The organism is Vibrio nigripulchritudo (genome assembly GCF_027924785.1).
GTDB lineage: Bacteria > Pseudomonadota > Gammaproteobacteria > Enterobacterales > Vibrionaceae > Vibrio > Vibrio nigripulchritudo.
Window position 1 is genome coordinate 2,885,327 of record NZ_AP027049.1, and the last position, 20,301, is coordinate 2,905,627.

Here is a 20,301-nt window from a genome sequence, read left to right on the forward strand (position 1 = left end):
TTCATTCCTTGAAAAGTCACAAAATCCCATGTTTGTAGCGCAAATGTCACAGAAAAAAACTAGGTATGACGGGCATTCCTAGCCGTCTGTGACATCGCTACATTTCAAATCGAGTTTTTAAATACACGTATAGTGAGTGATATACGTAGATTGGGGTGGTTACGACGATACCTAAATTTAAATTCTCATTGTAAATACTGGGTATTTAAGCATCGAAGAATTGCCACAAAGGCAAAAATCAGTTGATGTGGTGAATAGGTAGAGTTGGGGGATACCACTTATAACCACCCAACTATCATAGGTATACCATGCTGAAACATGGTACGATTTAGACTACATGACAAGAAATTAGTTCACTTGATGCCTACTGAGCAGGCATGAAGGACAACACATCTCCAGACTCTTCGACGATAAACTCAAGTGGTTTTTTGCTTGTCGTTCTCCCAAGATAAGTCGGAACATCATCACTGTGCAGTTCATAAACTTCAGAGCTAGTACCATGAGCACCTTTAAGCTTAGTAAAGTGCTGCTCCATCACAGGGCTGCCATTGATAACATAAATCAACGCCGATCCCTTCTTATGTGGATGCTCAATCATTTCAATTTTATCAATTACAGTGCGCAATTTTGAGTTAAAAGCTCTACGTTCATCAATTGATTCAAGTGGCTCCAAACCCAAAACAATTTGCTCTCTATTTATCTGCGCAGCGATACGTTGCTGCTCAAGTTCTAACTGTTGTTTAGTGGTAGCTAGCTGCAACTCAGCTTCTTGCAGCTTTTCAGCAACTTTTGGAGTGAAAGCTCTGTCCAACAGCGATTCTAAAGTGGCAACTTGCTCATTTAAAGCCCTAACTTCAAGCTCTAATGAAGCAGTTTCATCACTGATTGGAGCTCGATATTTCTCGATTACCGATTGCAATGAACTCAAAGCACTGAGTACTTGCGGTTCAGTGTATTTATAGTTCATCCGAGCTTTAGATTCACACCTCAATGTGCATTTTAGATAGCCTTGAGGCGTTTTAGTTGTTTGGCTGCTTGTGACAACGGCAGCACCACACTCTCCGCAGCGAATAAGCCCCGTAAACAAATTAGTAAATTGTCCAAAGCGATTACCTGAGCCACGTTTGTTACGCAAATCCATACCTTGCTGAACCGTGAGAAAAAGCTGCTTTGAGACAAGTTCAGGATAATAATTTGCTATCGGCTCCCCTACTGGCACTCTTTTACCCTGCTCATCTTTTTGATAAAACTGGAACTCACCTATAACGGCTCTGTTTCTCAATAACTTGGAGATTCCACTAGAACGCCAACCCTTGCCTTGCTTAAACGTCCTAGAACCTTCCTCGTTCAATGTCCTTGCGATAATTTCAATCCCAGAACCACCAGCAGACAGTTGAAACACACGCTGCACAATTTCCTTGGCAGAATGGTTAACGACAAAGTCCGTTTTATCCTCATTCCAACTCAGCCAATCTGGTAATCTTGAGTTTTTAACTTTGATACCATTCAAGGCATCGATACGAGCCTTACTCCACGCAGCGGAAGTTCTCTGAGATTTCATTTCAGATTCTTCATTGGCTCGACTCATAGTAACTATGGAGAGAATCAACTTTGTCATATCAAGCTCACCACGTTTATAAACATGGTTATCTGACAACGTGACGAGTGTTATCCCCCTGTTTACGACTTGGAGTAACAAAGCCAAAGCATCCTCAACCGCTTGACGACTCAGCCTGTCAAATGACTCGACAAGTAGATAGCAATCCGAATCTATTTTTTGTTCATCAACGAGCTTTAAGAATGTACCTAAAGCGCCTTCTGTTGCGTTTGAACCTCGAAATGCACTCACTCCAAAATCACTAATGGATACATCCTGCAAATCCAGTTCATGCTCATCCGCATACGCTTGAGCAAGCTCTGTCTGCCTTCTAATGGAGTCGCCATCCGCTTGTCGGCTTGAGCTAAAACGAATGTAACTGTAAGCTGTCTTCATATTTTTACTCCACTAAATGGATGTACCCGAATGACTATTATTATGTACGGAACCCCTGCAAATTGCGACACAATTAAGAAAGCAAAAAAGTGGTTAGACGCTGAAAACATCGCATACGAATTTCACGATTACCGCAAACAGGGAATCGATAAATCTATGGTTGAAACCTTTTGCCAACAACTGGGTTGGGAACAGGTTTTGAATAAGCGCGGCACAACCTTCCGTCAGCTTTCACAAGAACAAAAAGACTCGCTGAATGAACAATCGGCAATTGAATTGCTGGTCGAGCACCCTGCGATGATTAAACGCCCTATTCTTTTGGTAGAAGATGCCTACCACATCGGTTTTAAAGCCGATCAGTACCAAGATATTTTCAAGTAAGTAAGGATTTTCAAGGATGACAGACAGCCCAGTATTGGCGCTAGCCAAAGATCTCATTAGCCGCCCTTCAGTAACGCCACTGGATGAAGGCTGCCAGGAAGTTATGATCGAACGCTTAAAGGCGCTAGGGTTTGAAATTGAAGTGATGGTGTTTGAAGACACCACTAACTTCTGGGCACGCCGTGGTACAGAAGCACCTCTGTTTGCTTTTGCAGGACACACTGATGTCGTGCCAGCTGGTCCATTAGAGCAATGGCACACCCCTCCGTTCGAGCCAACGGTTATTGATGGCCACCTCCACGGACGTGGGGCTGCTGACATGAAAGGTTCACTGGCATGTATGGTGGTTGCGGTCGAACGTTTCGTGACTGAAAACCCAGATCACAAAGGCTCGATTGCTTTCCTTATTACTTCAGATGAAGAAGGACCATTTATCAATGGTACCACTCGTGTCGTTGATACATTAGTGGAGCGCAACGAGATAATCGACATGTGTATTGTCGGTGAACCTTCCAGTACCCATCATGTGGGTGACGTAGTGAAAAATGGTCGTCGCGGCTCTATCACTGGCGATCTTGTCGTGAAAGGAACACAAGGGCACGTGGCATACCCTCACCTGGCGAACAACCCAGTGCATCAAGCACTGCCAGCTTTGGCTGAATTGGCGGCGACTAAGTGGGATGATGGCAACGACTATTTCCCACCAACCAGTTTCCAGATCCCAAACCTGCAATCTGGTACTGGGGCTTCTAACGTCATTCCAGGAGAGTTTAACGTCCAGTTCAACTTCCGTTTCAGTACTGAACTGACGGATGAAGACATTAAGCGTCGCGTTCATTCCACACTGGATTCATACGGATTGGATTACGATCTGGAATGGACACTAAGTGGTCACCCATTCTTAACAGATGCAGGTGCACTGAAAGATGCCATTGTGACTGCCGTTGAGAAAGTGAATCACAAGAAGCCAGAACTACTAACAACTGGTGGAACATCTGATGGTCGCTTTATTGCTCGAATGGGAGCCCAGGTTATTGAACTCGGTCCTGTTAACGCCACTATCCACAAAGTGAATGAGTGTGTTAGTGTTGCTGATCTAGAGCTACTGACCGACATGTACCAAGTTACGCTTGAAGAGTTACTGGCAGACAAATGAGCCGTGAATCGCTGACAGGACTGACTCAAAACCACCTAACTGAGTGCCAGATAGGCACTCAGTCGGTACTCGCTCACCCTTTGGCCGGAGAAGCTTTAGAAAAGCTTTACCACCAGGCAGAAAAGGCTGGATTTGAGTTAGGTATTGCCAGCGGGTTTCGCGATTATCACCGTCAGAAGGCGATATGGGATGCTAAGTACTCTGGTCAGAGAGTGATTCTCGATAACCAGTCTCAACCCATTGACCCTGCTTCTTTGTCGGACGAAGAAAAAGTGCTGGCAATATTGCGTTGGTCTGCATTGCCCGGCGCGAGTCGCCATCACTGGGGAACCGATTTTGACGTTTACGCCAAAAACTGTCTGCCTGAAGGAATGAGCCTGCAACTGGAGCCCTGGGAATACCAGACAGGTCATCAAAAAGCCTTTTCAGACTGGTTAAGTCAGGAAATGCAATCCTTCGGGTTCTATCTGCCTTATCAGAATGATTTAGGCGGAGTAGCCATCGAGCCCTGGCACATCAGTTTTGAAGCGGTAGCAAAACCCAATTTGAACGCTTTGAATGTGGAAACAATCCGAGAGACGTTGCACATTTCCCCCATTGAAGGGCTGCAAATCGTTCTCCCCATGCTTTATACCATATACAATCGCTTCATCAACAACGTAGGGGATTAGAATGGAATTTCTCACCAACCCTTGGGTTATCATTATCATTGTATTAGCGGTCGTGATTGGCAATATCGCCGCATTAAAGTACACAGCAAAAATGAAGTTTACGCAGGTTGAAAGAGGGAAAAGCGACCTGGATAAGCTGAACGATCTGGATAAAGACAACCAGCAGAAGAAGCAAGATTGACGATAATTGCGAAAAATGAACACAAAAAAGGTGCCATTGGCACCTTTTTCTATTTCATCGAACTGTGATGTTACTGAACGGAGTTTTCAGCGACTTTCGCCAGAATTGGCGCTAAGTCGGTCAGCAATTGCTCGTTGATTGGTTTATCAGAACTGTCTGTCACGTTGATAGAAGTTCGGTTATCTAAATCCCCCATCAGGAACGTAAACGAACTGCCACTCAAATCCAGTGGTTTCATACCAATCTTCTGCCAAAACTCATCATCTGGCTTAGCGTACTTCACTTTTATGATGCCCTGAGACTGGTTGCGATCTTCGATTTCAAACCCAATCTGCGGCAGGATGGTTGGCATGTGCTGCCACAACGTAGCATAAGGTGCACGTGCAATGATGACAGGTAGCCCGCTTCGGTCTTTACCCAGGCTAATAGGAATACGCTTCACAAGCTCTTGCGCTTTCAGCGCAGCCTCAGCACGAAGATTATTGTCGTACGTTGAGGTAACCAGGTTAGTCATTAAAATGTTGTAGCGCTCTTTGTCGGTCGCTTTCACAGGTTTTACCTGATTGCCTTCACGCCAGTCGATCAGTGAAATCTTAAAACCATATCGGCGATTAGACTCAAAACGCTCCAGCAAATATCGACTACCAATGTCTGTGTCTTCGTCCTCCGATCTCCAGGTGACCCAGTCCGTTTCAATACGATTTGACGTGTTATCACGCAGACCAATACCTTGATTAGAAATCATCTGAAGCGCTGTGCGCCACACTTTTTCCTGTTCCGATTCACGAACTAACCATAACGTTGCTTCACCTTCTTTCACTTCAGAACGCGCTCCTGGAATCAGATCCAGAATTTGTTGAGGTGGACGAATATCAACGCTCTTACCAATGCCGCCAGTGTACTCACCAGCAGGGATATCGTAGTTAGGGTAGAACTGAGGCGTCGCACCCTGAGGTAGCGACCACTCTTTCAGAGGCTTGGTTTCAAGATAGGTAAAATCATCTTTTGCCTGACGGCGAGAAGACGGGTCGCTTGAACAAGCAGCCAGTACGAAAACAGCCAGCGAACCAGTCACTAGCTGACGTGAAAACTTCATTAAAACTCCTAAATGTTTCCCGAAGCGCAAAGCTTCGGGATCAACGTTTATGCTTGGATTCCTGCTTCTGCCAGAGATTTTGAAATCACTGGTTGTGCTTGCTCGGACAGCTCGGTCATTGGCAGTCTTAGGTGACCACATTTGATAAGACCCAACTGATGAGCGGCCCATTTTACAGGGATTGGGCTTGCCTCAATAAACAGGTTCTTGTGCAGAGTCATCAAACGTTGGTTGATTTGTGCTGCTTCTTCAAATTCACCATCTTTTGCAAGATGCATCATTTTCGCCATGTCTGCTGCCGCAATATTGTTGGTAACAGAGATAACGCCATGACCACCTAGTTTACAGAATTCAAGACCTGTAGAGTCATCGCCACTTAGTAAGATAAAATCTTCGCCACAAAGTTCACGGTGAATTGCAACTCGTTCCAAATCACCTGTCGCATCTTTGATCGCAACGATGTTTTCAAGCTCGGCAAGACGCGCAACAGTTTGAGGTTGAAGATCAACAGCCGTACGCCCAGGTACGTTGTAAAGAATGATCGGCACATCACTCGCTTCAGAGATGGCTTTGTAGTGCTGGTACAAACCTTCCTGAGTTGGCTTATTGTAGTAAGGCGTAACACTCAGAACACCAACAATGCCAGAACCTTGAAGCAATCGGCTAAACGTAACCGATTCGTGCGTTGCATTCGCACCTGTACCAGCCACGATAGGAATACGACCATTTGCGTATTCCACTGCCTTATTCACAACTTTGACATGCTCTTCAATTGTTAAAGTGGCAGATTCTCCTGTCGTGCCTACCGCGACAATTCCATCTGTACCGGCGTCAACGTGGTACTCAACAAGTTGCTTTAGGCTTTCGAAATCCACTTCACCTTCTTCATTAAACGGTGTCAAAAGCGCAACCCAGCTTCCAGAAAACATGTCCATCTCCTTAATAATTTTTTATACCAAATGGCGTTAAAGCCTCCCCAAACGGGTACGTCTACGCTCAAATGGGTTTCTAGCATGGTACTTTAACATCCTTGATTAAAACAAGGGTTCAGACCGCCTTAGATGACAAACTCGCGTCAATAATTGGAGGTTAAGCATGGATTGGCTGTTTTTTTAGCAGAGCGGCGATTTTTTCGTGTCAGAGAACAGAATTTACCACCCCGCTATCAGGCTATCTCAAAGGAACTGTGCTACGATGCAGAATAAGACTTATCGAAAAATTGCTTCCCCATGTTACAACATCTAGTGATAACCGCTATTGGTACGGATCGCCCGGGTATCAGTAACCAAATAACTCATCTGGTCACTGAGTCAGGTTGTAATATTATCGACAGCCGAATCGCACTGTTTGGTAGCGAATTCACCCTCATCATGCTGTTATCTGGCAATAACAACAGTCTGGCACGCGTTGAAACCAGTCTCCCACTTATGGGACAAGAACATGATCTAATTACGATCATGAAACGTACCTCTCCTCATCAAGACCCAGAACATGTTTACCGCATCGAAGTCTTTGTCGAATCGGAAGACAAAATGGGTCTGACCGAAAAGTTCACGCAATTCTTTGCCGACCGCCAAATCGGAATGTCTTCGCTGAGTGCGCAGACGATAGATAAAGCAAAGGTTGAAAAAGAAAAAAATCAATTTCATATTGCGTTAACTGCCCATGTAGATGGTGAGTGTAATCTGATGCAACTGGAAGAGGAATTCCAGACGCTATGCACTGAACTGTCGGTTCAAGGGTCCCTGAATTTCATAAAAAACAGCCAATAAAAAATTAAAGGATCGCTCAATGGAAACTTTGACTGCTGGTACTCCGGCACCTGCCTTCTCACTTCTCGATCAAGACGGCAACACAGTGACTTTGTCTGACTTTAAAGGCAAAAAAGTGTTGTTCTACTTCTACCCTAAAGCCATGACACCCGGCTGTACGGTTCAGGCACAAGGCTTGCGCGACGTAAAAGCTGAACTGGATGAACATAATATTGTCGTTCTGGGTGTCAGCATCGACCCAGTAAAACGTCTGGGCAAATTTATTGAGCGCGACAACCTGAACTTCACGCTTCTTTCAGACGAAGACCACGCAGTCGCTGAACAGTTTGGTGTCTGGGGCGAGAAAAAATTCATGGGTAAAGTGTATGACGGGCTTCATCGCATCAGCTTCCTGATTAACGAAGAAGGTGTGATTGAGCATGTGTTCAACAAGTTCAAAACCAAAACGCACCATGAAGTGGTATTGGATTACCTAAAACAATCTGCGTAACAGCAAACCACTTTCAGATACAAAAAAGACCTCTAATCAGAGGTCTTTTTTTCTATTCAGCTTCGGCTATCGAGGTTTTAGATTCCGTATTGGGTAAGGCGTTTATTACCGCCTTGACTAACGTGGCCAGCGGAATAGCGAAGAAAACGCCCCAGAATCCCCAGAGCCCTCCAAAAACCAGAACTGAAACAATGATGGCGACTGGGTGCAGGTTGACTGCCTCAGAAAACAAAACCGGAACCAATACGTTTCCATCCAGCGCCTGAATAATGCAATAGGCGATCAGTAACCAGTAAAACTCTGAAGTGAGCCCCCACTGGAACAGACCAACGATAGCAACAGGCACGGTCACTGCGGCTGCGCCAATGTAAGGAATCAATACCGACAACCCTACGGCAACCGCCAGAAGTACTGAGTATCTTAAATCCAGAATCGCAAAGGTGACGTAGCTGACACCACCAACGATAAGGATTTCCATCACCTTGCCTCGAATGTAGTTCGAAATCTGCTGGTTCATTTCACGCCAGACCTTGGTTGCCAAACGTCGGTTTTCTGGAAGAAAGCCACTTAGCATAGAGAGCATTTCGGCTTTGTCTTTAAGAAGGAAGAAAACCAAAAGAGGCACAAGAATCAGGTATACAGCCAGGGTCGCAATGCTGACCAAAGACGCCAATGAACCTTTAACGACACTTTCGCCCAAGCCCAGTACTTTATTTTTGGCATTTGAGACTATGGATTCCACAATCTGAAGGTTAGCAAGCTCGGGGTACTTTTCTGGTATCGAGGCGATAAACCCTTGCAGCCCGTTATACATATTCGGAATGTCGTTAATAAGGTTACCAACCTGACTCCAGATAGTCGGCATCAAGCCAAAAATGGCCATTAACATCAATCCAAGGAATGCGAGCACGACGATCGGTACCGCAGCAGTACGGGGTAAACCAAGACGAATCATTTGAGTGACCGGCCATTCAAGCAGGTAGGCAATCACAATGGCAACCAATAGTGGAGCAATCAAATGTCCGAAGAAATAGATAGTGGCAAAGCCAAATAACAGAATGGCTACCAGACTAACAGCATGAGGGTCGGAAAAACGTCGCTTATACCAGCGGCTGACCATATCAAACATCAGGTGTTGCTCTCTCTTATTACGGTTAACGTGGAAACACTCTCATTCTCTTCCAATCGGACCGAAAAGAGGGCAGAAGAGAAGTATCGTATCATATCTTGAACTGAACTTTTGTCATTGGAATGAATGACTAACATTTCCTGCGTTTTCAAACTCGCTGCACGCCGCTTTGCTTTCAGCAACGCCATTGGGCAGCGTTCTTCACATAAATCAAGCGTGTAGCTGTTCATTCTGAATCCCAATATTTACTATATTGCCTGTATTCTATACCCAAATAACCTCTAGATGCAGGATTCAGAACTCATATTCTGTTTCAGTTCAAGGAAAAGAATGCAGCGTAATGGTGAGCCCTTTCCAAATTCTTTGACGATGAAATGTGACAGAATATGAGCTCCCAAGGGCGAGTTTAATTGATTCCCATGCTACGTTACCGATTCTTGATTTAGAACCACTAAATCTTTAAATCGGTGCCTTGCCTGAAAATCAATTAAATCTCGCTGAACCAAGCATCTTGAGGTCACTTGGGTATAATGACATTTAGACCCGTGTTCTCCATTTTCAATTGCAGATGTGAGGCAAAACGTATCGAAATTTGTGAGCTTTTAACGTTTTAAACTGCGCTAATTGTTGAAAAGAACAGCACCTGAACCGCGTTAAACGAACCTTAAAGGTGTTCAGTAGTCCAATAAAACGATAAAAAATAAAAATGACAATATGATGGAGCAGAATGTTTAAACTTACTCGTTCAACCCTGTATCTCAGCATGGCAGCCCTGATCGGTCAGCCAGCGATTGCTCAGAATTCGGGGTATGAATTGCCAGATATTGGTACGGCAGCTGCTTCCACCCTGACTATTGATCAGGAGCTGCAGTACGGGGACGCTTACATGCGCATGTTGCGCAGAAGCCAGCCAATTGTGCATGACCCTGTTTTAAATGAATACATCAGCAACCTTGGGCACCAACTTGTCGCCCATGCCAATGACGTAAAAACGCCTTTCAATTTCTTTCTGATTCAGGATCGTGATATCAACGCATTTGCCTTTTTCGGAGGCTATGTCGCACTGCATTCCGGGCTGTTTTTGCATGCTCGTTCAGAAAGCGAACTCGCTTCAGTTATCGCGCACGAAATTGCTCACGTAACTCAACGTCACTTAGCAAGAGCAATGGAAGATCAAGCGCGTCGTTCGCCAGCAACCATTGCTGCCTTGGTCGGCTCACTTCTGTTAGCCGTCGCCGCGCCGCAAGCCGGTATTGCCGCCATTACTGCTACTCAGGCGGGAATGATCCAGAGCCAAATCAACTACACCCGCTCTAATGAAAAAGAAGCGGATCGCTTTGGCATTGTCACCATGTCCAAAGCGGGTTTTGACCCTCAGGCCATGCCCCGATTTTTTGGTCGTTTAGCGGATGAATTCCGATACGTGAGCAAGCCACCACCAATGCTATTAACTCACCCACTGCCTGAAGACCGAATCACAGATTCCCGTGCCAGAGCACAGAGTATGCCTCCGAAGCGCTTAGGCCCTTCCATTGAATACCATCTGGCTCGGGCTCGTATTATCGCTCGCCATGCTGGTATCGACAGTGATGCTGCCATCGACTGGATGGACAGACGCCTTAAGAAGGCGCACAAGGACATCGTCCCTACGTTGAAATACGGTAAAGCGCTGGCGTATCTGGATTTGAAAAAACTGGATAAGGCAGAAGCCTTGTTGGTAGAGCTAGACAAGCAGGATCCTAACAACAATTTTTATCTTGATGCGCTTTCAGATCTGTACCTTTACAAAAAAGAGTACGACAAAGGTTTGGCCATGTTAAAACGAGCACTGGACAAAAAGCCGAATAACCCAGTTCTCACCATTAACTACGCAAACTTAATGATAGAGAGCGACAAATACGCTGAAGCGACTCGACTACTTCAACGCTATACTCATGATCATCCAGAAGATTTGAACGGTTGGGCATTGCTGTCTGATGCTTCTGGAAAGCAGGGTAAACGTGACGAAGAAGCGGCGGCGCGCGGAGAGATCTTCGCACTCAAAGCTGACTGGAAACAGGCGATCAGCTTTTACGCAGAAGCCAGTAAGCTCGTTGATCTGGGAAGCCTAAAACAGGCAAGATACGATGCGCGAATTGACCAGCTTGGGCTGGAACGCGATCGCTTCTATGCATTGCAGAACTAATAAGCACTACAAAAACAAGTATTACAAAACCAAGAATTGGGAGAAGACATGTCGGTCACTATTTATCACAACCCACGCTGTTCTAAGAGCCGCCAGACTCTGGCGTTACTAGAAGAAAAAGGCATTACACCAGACGTTGTTAAGTATCTTGATGCGGACCTCACGGTCGAACAACTGAAAACCGTTTTTGCTCAGCTAGGTCTTGATAGCGTGCGCAAAATGATGCGCACTAAAGAAGATATCTATAAAACGCTTAATTTGGGGGATGCCTCAGTAACCGACGAGCAACTGTTTGAAGCCATGGTCGCCAACCCAAAACTTATCGAGCGCCCAATCGTGATCAAGGGTGACGCTGCTCGTCTTGGTCGCCCGCCAGAGCAGGTTTTAGAAATCCTATGAGTGTAAAGGTCGTTATCCTTTACTACAGCCGCCACGGTAGCACGCGCAAACTAGCGCGTCAGATTGCCCGTGGCGTTTCTTCGGTTGAGGGATGCGAACCTCTCATCCGAACGGTAGAAGAAATTAGCGAAAGCGTCTCACAACCGGAAGATCCCGTCATTTCGCTCGATGAACTGAAACAATGCGACGGTTTAGCCATGGGAAGCCCCGTGTGGTTCGGTAACATGGCGGCACCTCTTAAGCATTTTTGGGATTCATCTACCCCACTTTGGGTGGCAGGGGATCTCATTGATAAGCCAGCATGCGTTTTTACGTCTTCATCTTCGCTGCATGGCGGTCAGGAAACCACGCTTCAGAGCATGATGTTGCCACTGTTTCATCACGGTATGATACTGCTCGGTATCCCATATTCTGAACCTGCTTTGCACACCACATCACAAGGTGGCACACCGTATGGTGCATCCACCCTTGGAAGCCAGATACAATCCAATCAATCCGATGAAGGACAACTTGCTTTCGCGCTCGGTAAACGTCTGGGCGAATGCGCTAAGAAGCTGAAAAACTAGGGTCTGTTGACTAAGGATCTGTGATGGTAGAAACATCCTCTATCAAGTTTCGTTATCTTGCTTTGGCTGGAAATATTGGGTTGCTGGGTTGGGTACTATTATGGCAGCTAAGTCTGTCCCCTCACCCTCATATCAGCAACATAACATTAGCCATCGCCTGGAGTGTCCCATTGCTGCTGCCACTGCCTGGGATTCTTGCTGGCAGACCGTACACTCATGCATGGGCGAACTTTGTTCTGATGCTGTATTTTCTTCATTCACTGACCATTTTATATGTCAATGAAGGGGAGCGTTGGTTAGCCATCGTGGAGCTGCTGCTGACCACCTTGGCGTTCATGGGAAACACCTTGTATGCAAGGCATCGTGGCAAGGAACTGGGTTTAAAACTCACCAAGTTGTCTGAGGTCGAGAAGCAAGAAAAAGCGCGATTTGAAGAATAGACGCTGATACAAAAAACGCTCCAGTCAGGAGCGTTTTTTTACTTTCTAGGGAAATACATCCTAGTGAGGAGAAATATTAGACAGGCACTGAATGTGCACCGTAATTTCTTCACGGTCGTGATACAGATGCTTAGCCTGAAGGCGGAATTTCACCTTATTGTCGATTAGGAACACTTTCAGGTTTTCAATATCCTGAAGCACTTCATCATAGCGCCCCTTCATCGGCAGCTTAAGGTTGAAGATTGTCTCTTTCGCCCAGCCTTTAATAAGCCATTCTCCCATCAACTGAGCAACACGAGAAGGCTTTTCAATCATGTCACATACCAGCCAGGTGACGTTTTTTCTTGGTGGCTCGAACTTGAAGCCATCTTCCATGTGGTGTTTCACCTGACCCGTATCCATCAGACTTTGCGCCATCATGCCATTGTCAATCGCGTGGACGAACATCGACCGCTTAACCAATTGATATGTCCAGCCACCAGGACAAGCACCCAAATCCGTTGCCCACATGCCCGACGCCAGTCTTGTATCCCACTCCTCTTTAGGAATGAACACGTGGAACGCTTCTTCCAGCTTAAGCGTTGAACGGCTCGGGGCATCTGCCGGGAACTTGAGCCTTGGAATCCCCATAAAGAATTTAGAGTTGTTGTCTGATAAGGAGTAACCAACAAAGCAGTGACCTGGTGCGACAAAACAAGCGTGAAGTACTGGTTTTTTCGGGTTGTCTTTATTGTAAAGAACACCTTTTCCGCGCAAAGCCTGACGCAGTGGCACCGTAAATTTACGGCAGAACTTCAGAAGTTCTTTGGCTTCGTTGGTGTCGGGCGTTTCAACACGTAAGTCGCCACAGCGTGGCAAATCTTCGTATTCGGTCAACCCTTCCAGAATCGGAGAAATACGGTCATCTTGAGGAAGGTCTTTACACTCTACCGCCACAGCAAAAATCTGACGAGCAAAGATCAACGAATTGAAGTCCAGCTCCTGAGCCAGTTTCGCACCATCGCCTTCCTGATAGCATTCAAACAGAACATAACCCGTGTTCTTTTGTACTCTCGGGAAACCGTACACCTCTAGCTGGGTAGCACGATCTTGGATCTCACCTGCACACTCTTTTTCAAAACCCTGGCGGCAGTAGAGCATTAAGTGTTTCACGACTTCACCTCTTCAATTCTTAACGCAGCAATAGTGAAGCTCACCCAACCCACAATAAACATTACGCCACCAAACGGAGTGATAGGACCAAACCATTTGATGCCAGTCAGTGCCAATGCGTATAGGCTGCCACTAAAACAAAGGATGCCGATGATAAAGCAAATGGCGGCGAATCGCAGTCCTTTTTGCGCCTTTTCACCAAGATTTCTTTGCAGCAGAATCGCCACCAAAATCAGGGCAAGCATGTGGACAAACTGGTACTGAACTCCGGTCTCAAAAACACCAATAAGGTAGTCTGAGAGAATTTTTTTCAATCCGTGAGCGGCAAATGCCCCGAGCATCACCGCTGTTGCACCAAAGAAACCTGCTGTAGCAAGAATCGTTTTACTTTTCATAGCAACTCCGAATGAATCGTTCTAGGTGGGATACCGCTAACTCAATATTGCTGTCCTGAGTATGTCCCGAACTTTTTCTGGGTTTGAAACTGTGGTCGCCATCTGGGATAAAAGTGAGCTCGACATTCTTTGAAAAAGCAAAGTCGGAACACTCTTCTTTCTTCCCGAAAGTATCTCGCTCTCCCTGAAGAATCAGGGTAGGTTTTGCTATCGTAGCCAGATGGTCGCCTTTGTAGTTTTCAGGCTTGCCCGGTGGGTGAAACGGGAAACCAAGGCAGGTAATACCACTGACAAGTTCCGACTCAGACATCAGGCTAGCCATTCTTCCACCCATGGATTTACCACCGATAACCACTGGCTTGCCGTTAGCTTGGTCTTCCAGAATGGTTTGAAAGGCTTCCAGTAATTTTGGCGCACGATCAGGCGGGCGCTTCTTCCCGTCTTCGCTGCGTTTCACCATGTAAGGAAAATTAAAGCGAACCACACGGATTCCAAGACCAGACAAGCCTTTGGCAACCTGCTCCATAAACTCGTGTTCCATGCCTGCACCCGCGCCGTGAGCAAACAAAAACGTTAAGTCACCTTCTCCATCGATTAACACCTGGGTCATTCAATAAAATCCTCTTGTTCTTTTGCCGCTTTCGCCAACATCCAATCTCGGAATGTCGCGATCCGACCGGTATCCGCCTGTTGTTCATGACACACAACATAAAAGGCATTTTTGCTGACTAGCACTTCGTCAAACGGACACACCAACCGCCCAGCATCAATTTCAGGTTGTGCCAATACGTTATTACCTAGTGCAACGCCCTGACCGTGAGCCGCCGCTTGCAGCACCATGGTGGAATGGCTGAAGATCGGGCCGTGGTTTACATTCACGCCTTCAATATCATGAATGCGAGTAAATTGTTTCCAATCTTTTCTGGATGTGTCGTGCAATAACGTATGATGTTTTAAATCCCCAAGAGATTCTAATGGTTTTTTGCTCAATAACAGTTGTGGAGAGCAGACCGGAATCAAACATTCCTGATAAAGTTTATCTGCTCGCAAACCTGACCAGTTTCCCCGACCATAGTAGATGGCTACATCCACATCATCCGTCAGCGAACCTTCATCCATATCAACCGCTTTAATCCGAACATCGATATCTGGCTCTTGCAGATTGAAATCCGCCAACCTTGGAACCAGCCACTGAATCGCAAAACTTGGGGGTAAGCTGATGGTCAAAGCCCCTTTCTCACTACGTTCGAGCACTTTATCTGTCGCTTCTGCCAGCGAGGTAAAGACATCTTTGATGTCCAGGAAGTAGCTTTGTCCTTCTTCAGTAAGCAGCAATGATCGATTACGACGGCGGAAAAGTTTCAGCCCTAAATAGTCTTCTAACGTTTTAATTTGGTGGCTAACCGCCGCCTGAGTAACGAAGAGTTCTTCAGCAGCTCGGGTAAAACTCAGGTGTCTGGCTGCTGCTTCAAACACACGGAGTGAATTGAGAGGGGGAAGACGTCTCGACATGTTTCACCTAATTCAACTAAGCATTAGTTTTTTTTATCCGAAACATTATAAATTGTCGATTGCCGATGAGCCAGAGAAAATCTATATTTCGTTTCGCAACGCTGAGCCTGAACGGCTTGATTATCTTTGATAATCAATTGGTTTAGTTGTTGCGATGTTGTGTTTGCATAAACTCGAATTTCGAGTTGGTAGAGTTATCTACCAGTGTCTCGGCGCTCAGCGCTAGGACCATACTTCCTGTATTATTTTGACCTGTCTGTCAAATTTTCACACCGCCTACTTAGGCGGTGTTTTTTTATCCGCGAGAAAGACTCAAATTAGAGTACGCGCCAGCGCATCTTTCCAACCTTCATACCATTTCTCTGCCAGATCAGCTCCCACCTTCGGGTAAAAAGACTGAACGGGATGATCAAGTGCTTTCAGGCTCTCGTGAGTTTCCCACCAGCCTATCGATTGACCCGCAAGAAAAGCCGCTCCAATGGCAGACACTTCCGCATCTAAGTTGCGAATAACTGGCTTTTGAATCAGATTGCTTAAAAACTGCATGAGCCACGCATTAGCAGTTGGCCCGCCATCCACCATCACTTTCGTGACCTGCTGCTTGGTATCTTTTTCGATGGCATCCAAAATATCCTTTACCTGATACGCGATCGACTCCAGACCAGCTCTGAGCAACTGATATTTGGTCGTACTGATATCCATACCGGAAAATGTCGCTTTCACATCTGTTTGCCAATGCGGTGCACCAAGCCCTGATAGAGCAGGCACAAAATAAACGCCCCCATTGGTTGGTGCATGCGCTTCTATATTGTTGAGTGCACTTTCAGGAATATCACCAATAACGGAGCGAACCCAGTCCAGTGCAGATCCTGAATGGGTAATGTTTCCTTCTAACGCCTGACAAACGCCATATTTATCAGCCCAGGCGATGGTTTTGGTTAACCCATGCTCCGGCTGCTTGCTGATATTGGTGACGGACATAAGAGACGACCCAGTACCAAATGTCGCTTTTACGGCACCCTCTTCAAAGCCTTTGTGCCCATAAAGCGCGGCGTGTGAATCACCAATCATAGAGGCAATGGGAACACCGTCAGGAAAACCATCGATATTATGCGTTTTCCCATGGATACAGGAAGATGGATTCACCTTAGGCAGCAAAGAAGCAGGCACTTCAAACACATCCAATAGGGCTTTATCCCATTCTTGAGTGTTGAGGTTGAATAGCTGAGTTCGGGATGCGTTTGAACTGTCTGTTGCAAACTCCTTAGTACCTGTCAATTTCCATAGCAACCAGGCATCCACAGTACCTGCGCAGTAGAAACCTGTTTGTGCTTTTTCAAATCCATTTGGTAAGTCATTTAATAGCCAGTTTATTTTGGCTGCGGGAAAGAGCGGGTCAATCATCAAACCTGTTTTCTCAATCAATAACGGCTCGATATTGCTTTCTTTAAGCGCTTGGCAAAATGGCACAGAACGTCGGCATTGCCAGGAAATAAGCGGGGTAATTGCCTTTGCAGAGTCCCGCTCCCACATCATCACCGACTCTCGTTGATTACTAATGGCAATTGCAGCAATGGCATCTGGAGAAGAATATTCAATACAAGATCGTAATAGCGAAACCACAGCCTGCCAAATCGACTCAGGGTCTTGCTCCGACCAATCCGCTTGTGGGTGAAACACGTTAAGCGGACGAGAGTCCTTAAAAACAATTTCTCCCTTCTGATTGATGAGTAATGCCTTCGCGTTGGTCGTGCCTTCATCAATAGCAAGAATGTACTTTTCCATGTCGCCTCGCCCTTAAGAATCCATTAGGTTTTTCACCAGATTATAGATAGAGTTCGCATCTATCCCATGATGCGCTCGCATATCTTCTCGATTGGCCGCTATCGCATATTCGCCGTCGTTGATACCTAACCGGATTAATCGTGCACCTGAACCTTGTTCTGCCAGAACTTCTGAGACTAGCGCTCCGACTCCACCATTTACATTGTGTTCTTCCACTGAAATCACAAACGGTGTCTGACCAACGGCTTCAATCAACTCCGCTTTGTTAAGCGGTCGGATGGACGACAAGCTGATCACATTCGCACTGATCCCTTCTGACAACAGCCTCTCAGACGCTTCGTAAACTTCATGCACAGTAGACCCTAACGCCACCAGCGATACATTCTCACCTCGCTTCAACACATCCACTTTGCCCGGTTCAAAGCGATAACCTTCATCGTGAAGCACAGGAAGCTGTTTGCCGTCCATTCGAATATAGACTGGTCCTACTTTGTTTATTGCGTACTGAATAATCTGCTCACATTCAATAGGATCGCTCGGTGCAAAAATGTCTAACCGACCAAACCCTCTCATCACAGATATATCATCGATTGAATGGTGAGTACTTGCCAAAGGACCATAGCTGGCACCGGAATTCAGGCCAAACATTTTTACGTTGGTGTCGTTGTAGCAAACATCTATTTTAATTTGTTCGTTTGCCCGAGAAACCAGAAATGGAGCCGCGTTACACGTGGCAACCACTTTACCCCCTAGCGCCAGCCCTGCCGCTGTACTCACTAATGCCTGTTCTGCTATACCTACATTGACGACCCTTTCTGGATACGTCGACATAAATGGGGAAATTTTGGAGGTTGACGTTGAATCGGCGACCACAGCAATTAGGTCAACACCGTTTTCGACCGCTTTCGTGAACTGCTCAATCATGACATTCGCTAAGTGCTTCTTTTCCATTGTCATGCCTCCAACTCTGCCAACGCGAGCTCAATCTCATCGCCTTTTGGTACTCGGTGGTGCCATTCCGCTGCATCCTGAATAAAGCTGACTCCATAGCCTTTCAATGTATGGGCAATAATGACATGAGGTTTGCCATTGTCGTAATTAACCTTTGAAAAGGCCATCAGACATTCTTCGACATCATTACCATTGCAGTCCGATACATCCCAGTTAAATGCTTTCCATTTATCTTCAAGCGGGTCGGTAGGCATGATTTCACTTGTGCGACCAGCTAACTGAAGTTTGTTGTGATCAATGATTACAACCAAGTTATCCAGTTTGTATTTTGCCGCAACCAAAGCTGCTTCATAAATACTGCCTTCTGCCAACTCACCATCTCCACACACCACGAACACTTTACGGCTACTGCCAGATAGTTTGGCTGCCAGAGCAATCCCCACAGCTACTGGCAACCCATGCCCCAACGCACCGGTATTAAGTTCAACACCCGGGGTTTTCTGCCTGACTGGGTGCCCAGGAAGCATAGAATCACAATGTTGATAAGTGGCTAACGCCTGCTCTGGAATAAACCCGGCTTCTGCCAAAATACAGTAGTACCCTCCTACAGCGTGACCTTTTCCCTGAATGTAAATATCCCGATCCGGGTCATTGATTCGTTCGGGAGACACATTAAGTACATTGAAATAAAGGCTGGAAACAATCTCCACCTGAGATAAATCCGCTCCAGTATGCCCACCTGCCGGGCTATTCGCATTGAGCAAAATGATTCTTCGTCTGATTAGCCGAGCCTTCTCCTTAATCTGTTCAGCATTGAGCTGATACATATTCATGATTCTCTCCTTCTACTGAAAATCCTTATTCAGAATTAAATATATATTCACAACAAAATAAATATCAACCATGTTTTTGCAAACATTCCAAGAACAGTGATTAAAAAGATCGATTCATAGCTTATCAATCAAAGAGTTAGGGTTATAAAAATAATTAAAAAATCAAACAACAGATTGATTTATTTAAATTTCAATAAGTTAACCCAACATAAGTGACAGTGATCAAAATTTAACCACAAAAAACTGTTGCTCTCACAAACATCAATCCAATATATATTCATTGCAAATTATTTATTCAAGGATATAAAAATGACTAGCTATGATGTAAACCTGAGCTACGGAGTGGACAATACTTTCTCCCTTCATGGAAAGGTGATAGCGGTCACTGGAGGATTAGGGGGAATCGCCATGGCAACCAACCGCCTCTACTTGGAAAAAGGAGCCAAAGTTGCTGTTATCTATCCTCCTTTTGAACAGGAACGTGTTTCTCAGGCAAGCGAAGTACTCAGTGCCATAGCCAAAGATGCAGTCTCATTTCATTGCTGTGACATCACACAAGCTGATCAGGTGGATTCAACTTTCGACCAGATAATAGAAGAGCATGGCAAGTTAGACGGTCTGGTTAACTGTGCTGGCTATGTCATGTTGCAACCCGCATTAGAAGTCACTGCAAAAGAATGGCAGAAGCAACTGGATGTGAATCTGACTGGTTCATTTTTATGCGCAAAAGCCGCTGCCAATATTTTTATTCAACATGAGTCCGGCGGAAAAATCATCAACATCGCTTCTCAGGCTGCCACTATCGCTATCGACCAGCACGTTGCCTACACCTCGGCAAAAGCAGGGCTAATAGGAATGACGAAAGTACTGGCGCTGGAATGGGCTAAGCACAAGATCAACGTCAATACCATTTCACCGACTGTCGTACTCACCCCAATGGGTGAAAAAGCCTGGCAGGGAGAAAAAGGCGAACACATGAAGCAGAAGATTCCAATGGGGCGTTTTGCCTATACAGACGAAATTGCCGCCGCAATTTTGTTTTTTACAAGTAATGGCAGCGACATGATCACAGGAGCGGATTTGATGATAGATGGCGGTTTCACCATCTTTTAATTGGCAAGGATAGAGAAACCAAAACTCAGATTAAAAGGCGTTTTGAGGACAATAAGTTAGAGAGAGTTCCAACTCATCAAGATCGCCAAAGTTACCTAGTA

At 45.7% G+C, this 20,301-nt stretch carries 23 protein-coding genes; 11 read left to right on the forward strand and 12 right to left on the reverse strand.

Going from position 1 to position 20,301, the window contains the following annotated elements; genetic code table 11:
• Positions 1-364 precede the first annotated feature (364 nt).
• Positions 365-1,993, reverse strand: coding sequence for a recombinase family protein (locus QMG91_RS13220; RefSeq protein WP_281826996.1), 1,629 nt, complete (start codon positions 1,991-1,993; stop codon positions 365-367).
• A 30-nt stretch (positions 1,994-2,023) separates the two neighbouring features.
• Between QMG91_RS13220 and QMG91_RS13225 the strand changes: the two genes are divergently transcribed.
• The 4 genes from QMG91_RS13225 to QMG91_RS13240 are packed head-to-tail and all read left to right on the forward strand — an operon-like array spanning position 2,024 to position 4,382.
• On the forward strand, positions 2,024-2,374 hold the full coding sequence (locus QMG91_RS13225; RefSeq protein ID WP_281826998.1) for an ArsC family reductase: 351 nt from the start codon (positions 2,024-2,026) through the stop codon (positions 2,372-2,374).
• Positions 2,375-2,390: 16 nt separating this feature from the next.
• Positions 2,391-3,530 carry a succinyl-diaminopimelate desuccinylase gene (gene dapE / locus QMG91_RS13230; protein ID WP_281827001.1) on the forward strand — a complete coding sequence of 380 codons (1,140 nt, stop codon included), beginning with the start codon at positions 2,391-2,393 and terminating at the stop codon, positions 3,528-3,530.
• Positions 3,527-4,201 (forward strand): M15 family metallopeptidase, encoded by a 675-nt coding sequence (locus tag QMG91_RS13235; protein WP_281827003.1) that lies wholly within the window; start codon positions 3,527-3,529, stop codon positions 4,199-4,201. The genes dapE and QMG91_RS13235 overlap by 4 nt, the downstream gene beginning before the upstream one ends.
• 1 nt (position 4,202) lies before the next feature.
• Positions 4,203-4,382 (forward strand): DUF2897 family protein, encoded by a 180-nt coding sequence (locus QMG91_RS13240; protein ID WP_004408404.1) that lies wholly within the window; start codon positions 4,203-4,205, stop codon positions 4,380-4,382.
• 70 nt (positions 4,383-4,452) lie between these two features.
• Here QMG91_RS13240 and bamC read toward each other — a convergent pair whose 3' ends face one another.
• Complete coding sequence (gene bamC / locus QMG91_RS13245) at positions 4,453-5,478, reverse strand: outer membrane protein assembly factor BamC (RefSeq protein ID WP_281827005.1); 1,026 nt, start codon at positions 5,476-5,478, stop codon at positions 4,453-4,455.
• A 47-nt stretch (positions 5,479-5,525) separates the two neighbouring features.
• A complete protein-coding gene (gene dapA, locus QMG91_RS13250) occupies positions 5,526-6,407 on the reverse strand; it encodes a 4-hydroxy-tetrahydrodipicolinate synthase (RefSeq protein WP_004408406.1) in 882 nt (293 codons plus the stop codon).
• A 300-nt stretch (positions 6,408-6,707) separates the two neighbouring features.
• Here dapA and QMG91_RS13255 point away from each other — a divergent pair, with 300 nt between their 5' ends.
• Together QMG91_RS13255 and bcp are read left to right on the forward strand one after the other, a co-directional pair.
• Positions 6,708-7,250: a glycine cleavage system transcriptional repressor gene (locus QMG91_RS13255; protein ID WP_004408408.1), complete on the forward strand. Its 543-nt coding sequence runs from the start codon at positions 6,708-6,710 to the stop codon at positions 7,248-7,250.
• 19 nt (positions 7,251-7,269) lie between these two features.
• Positions 7,270-7,740 carry a thioredoxin-dependent thiol peroxidase gene (bcp, locus tag QMG91_RS13260; protein WP_022549951.1) on the forward strand — a complete coding sequence of 157 codons (471 nt, stop codon included), beginning with the start codon at positions 7,270-7,272 and terminating at the stop codon, positions 7,738-7,740.
• A gap of 52 nt (positions 7,741-7,792) precedes the next feature.
• Here bcp and QMG91_RS13265 read toward each other — a convergent pair whose 3' ends face one another.
• Positions 7,793-8,869 (reverse strand): AI-2E family transporter, encoded by a 1,077-nt coding sequence (locus QMG91_RS13265; RefSeq protein ID WP_281827008.1) that lies wholly within the window; start codon positions 8,867-8,869, stop codon positions 7,793-7,795.
• Entirely contained in the window at positions 8,869-9,099 is a 231-nt protein-coding gene (locus QMG91_RS13270) for a sulfurtransferase TusA family protein (protein ID WP_004408411.1), read from the reverse strand. Before QMG91_RS13270 ends, QMG91_RS13265 begins: the two co-directional genes overlap by 1 nt.
• A 497-nt stretch (positions 9,100-9,596) precedes the next feature.
• Between QMG91_RS13270 and bepA the strand changes: the two genes are divergently transcribed.
• From bepA to QMG91_RS13290, 4 genes are read left to right on the forward strand one after another with little or no spacing between them, the layout of a single operon-like run.
• A complete protein-coding gene (gene bepA, locus QMG91_RS13275) occupies positions 9,597-11,054 on the forward strand; it encodes a beta-barrel assembly-enhancing protease (protein ID WP_022591620.1) in 1,458 nt (485 codons plus the stop codon).
• Between the two features lie 48 nt (positions 11,055-11,102).
• The gene (arsC, locus tag QMG91_RS13280) at positions 11,103-11,453 is read left to right on the forward strand and encodes an arsenate reductase (glutaredoxin) (RefSeq protein ID WP_022594565.1); all 351 of its coding nucleotides are present in this window, start codon (positions 11,103-11,105) and stop codon (positions 11,451-11,453) included.
• Positions 11,450-12,019: an NAD(P)H:quinone oxidoreductase gene (gene wrbA / locus QMG91_RS13285; protein ID WP_281827013.1), complete on the forward strand. Its 570-nt coding sequence runs from the start codon at positions 11,450-11,452 to the stop codon at positions 12,017-12,019. Before arsC ends, wrbA begins: the two co-directional genes overlap by 4 nt.
• A gap of 23 nt (positions 12,020-12,042) precedes the next feature.
• On the forward strand, positions 12,043-12,459 hold the full coding sequence (locus QMG91_RS13290) for a DUF2069 domain-containing protein (protein ID WP_045961653.1): 417 nt from the start codon (positions 12,043-12,045) through the stop codon (positions 12,457-12,459).
• A gap of 60 nt (positions 12,460-12,519) precedes the next feature.
• Here QMG91_RS13290 and rlmM read toward each other — a convergent pair whose 3' ends face one another.
• From rlmM to QMG91_RS13325, 7 genes are all read right to left on the reverse strand, one after another.
• Positions 12,520-13,611, reverse strand: coding sequence for a 23S rRNA (cytidine(2498)-2'-O)-methyltransferase RlmM (gene rlmM / locus QMG91_RS13295; RefSeq protein WP_022591622.1), 1,092 nt, complete (start codon positions 13,609-13,611; stop codon positions 12,520-12,522).
• Positions 13,608-14,006 (reverse strand): DUF423 domain-containing protein, encoded by a 399-nt coding sequence (locus QMG91_RS13300; protein ID WP_022603433.1) that lies wholly within the window; start codon positions 14,004-14,006, stop codon positions 13,608-13,610. The genes rlmM and QMG91_RS13300 overlap by 4 nt, the downstream gene beginning before the upstream one ends.
• A complete protein-coding gene (locus tag QMG91_RS13305) occupies positions 13,996-14,616 on the reverse strand; it encodes an alpha/beta family hydrolase (RefSeq protein WP_022591624.1) in 621 nt (206 codons plus the stop codon). The genes QMG91_RS13300 and QMG91_RS13305 overlap by 11 nt, the downstream gene beginning before the upstream one ends.
• Positions 14,613-15,518 (reverse strand): transcriptional regulator GcvA, encoded by a 906-nt coding sequence (locus QMG91_RS13310; protein WP_004408421.1) that lies wholly within the window; start codon positions 15,516-15,518, stop codon positions 14,613-14,615. The genes QMG91_RS13305 and QMG91_RS13310 overlap by 4 nt, the downstream gene beginning before the upstream one ends.
• 312 nt (positions 15,519-15,830) lie before the next feature.
• A complete protein-coding gene (locus QMG91_RS13315; RefSeq protein WP_281827020.1) occupies positions 15,831-17,303 on the reverse strand; it encodes an FGGY family carbohydrate kinase in 1,473 nt (490 codons plus the stop codon).
• 12 nt (positions 17,304-17,315) lie between these two features.
• The gene (locus QMG91_RS13320) at positions 17,316-18,254 is read right to left on the reverse strand and encodes a transketolase family protein (RefSeq protein ID WP_038199558.1); all 939 of its coding nucleotides are present in this window, start codon (positions 18,252-18,254) and stop codon (positions 17,316-17,318) included.
• A 2-nt stretch (positions 18,255-18,256) separates the two neighbouring features.
• Positions 18,257-19,087, reverse strand: coding sequence for a transketolase (locus QMG91_RS13325; RefSeq protein WP_022549940.1), 831 nt, complete (start codon positions 19,085-19,087; stop codon positions 18,257-18,259).
• A 309-nt stretch (positions 19,088-19,396) separates the two neighbouring features.
• Between QMG91_RS13325 and QMG91_RS13330 the strand changes: the two genes are divergently transcribed.
• The gene (locus tag QMG91_RS13330) at positions 19,397-20,200 is read left to right on the forward strand and encodes a GolD/DthD family dehydrogenase (RefSeq protein WP_281827023.1); all 804 of its coding nucleotides are present in this window, start codon (positions 19,397-19,399) and stop codon (positions 20,198-20,200) included.
• Positions 20,201-20,301 lie beyond the last annotated feature (101 nt).